At 69.8% G+C, this 742-nt stretch carries 1 protein-coding gene and 1 pseudogene; both read left to right on the top strand.

The features are described 5' to 3' along the window. Positions 1-415, top strand: a 415-nt coding sequence (locus tag ACFR9S_RS14755; RefSeq protein WP_417385214.1) for an AMP-binding enzyme, incomplete at its 5' end; no start/stop codon positions are given. A 122-nt stretch (positions 416-537) separates the two neighbouring features. Further along, positions 538-742 (top strand): annotated as a pseudogene (locus tag ACFR9S_RS14750) (hypothetical protein); the annotation flags it as partial.

Below are 742 nucleotides of genomic sequence, written 5' to 3'. Positions count from 1 at the left end.
CGGCTACGTCACGTTCCTCGGCCGCGCCGACGAGTCGGTCAACGTCGCGGGCCGCCGGTTCAGTACGATGGAACTGGAGTCGACGATCGTCGGCGTCCCCGGGATCGCGGAGGCCGCGGTCGTCGGCGCCGACCACGAGACCACCGGCACCGCGATCTACGCCTTCGTCGCGCCCGAACACGGCGCCGACGAGGGCGAACTCCGGGAGCGAGTCCGCGACGCCGTCGAGGACGCCGTCGGCGCCGTCGCGATCCCCGAGGCCGTCGTGTTCACCCCGGACCTCCCCAAGACGCGCTCGGGGAAGATCATGCGTCGCCTGCTCGAGGACGTGGCCAACGACGAGGACCTCGGCGACACCTCGGCGCTTCGCAACCCCGAAATCGTCGGTGAACTCCAGTCCCGGACACCGGACTGATTTCGGAGAGTTCGCTCGTCCGAAACAGTATCAGGCCTTTTCGAGCGTCAAATCGACCGATACCGAACGTACGCGGAGAACGAGCGGTGCACTTATTTCGCTTCGCGTGACAGACCGAATCAGTGTCACTGACCCCCGCGGCGTACGATCGGCTCCGGCGCGCGACCCGGACCCACCGCGAGGAGCTCGTGGTCCGGCTGGCCGGCGAGGCGGGACTTCGGCCGGTCGAGCAGGCGCGTCTCCGGCCCGGTGACGTGTTCGAACACGACGGCACCCGGCTGGCGGCGGTCCACGACGAGTCGACGGCCGCCGCGCGCGAGGCGGGGG

It is taken from the genome of Halolamina salina, from assembly GCF_042678005.1.
Taxonomy (GTDB): Archaea; Halobacteriota; Halobacteria; order Halobacteriales; family Haloferacaceae; genus Halolamina; species Halolamina salina.
Note: the sequence above shows the minus strand (reverse complement) of the source record. Positions and strands in the feature narration are given on the sequence as shown.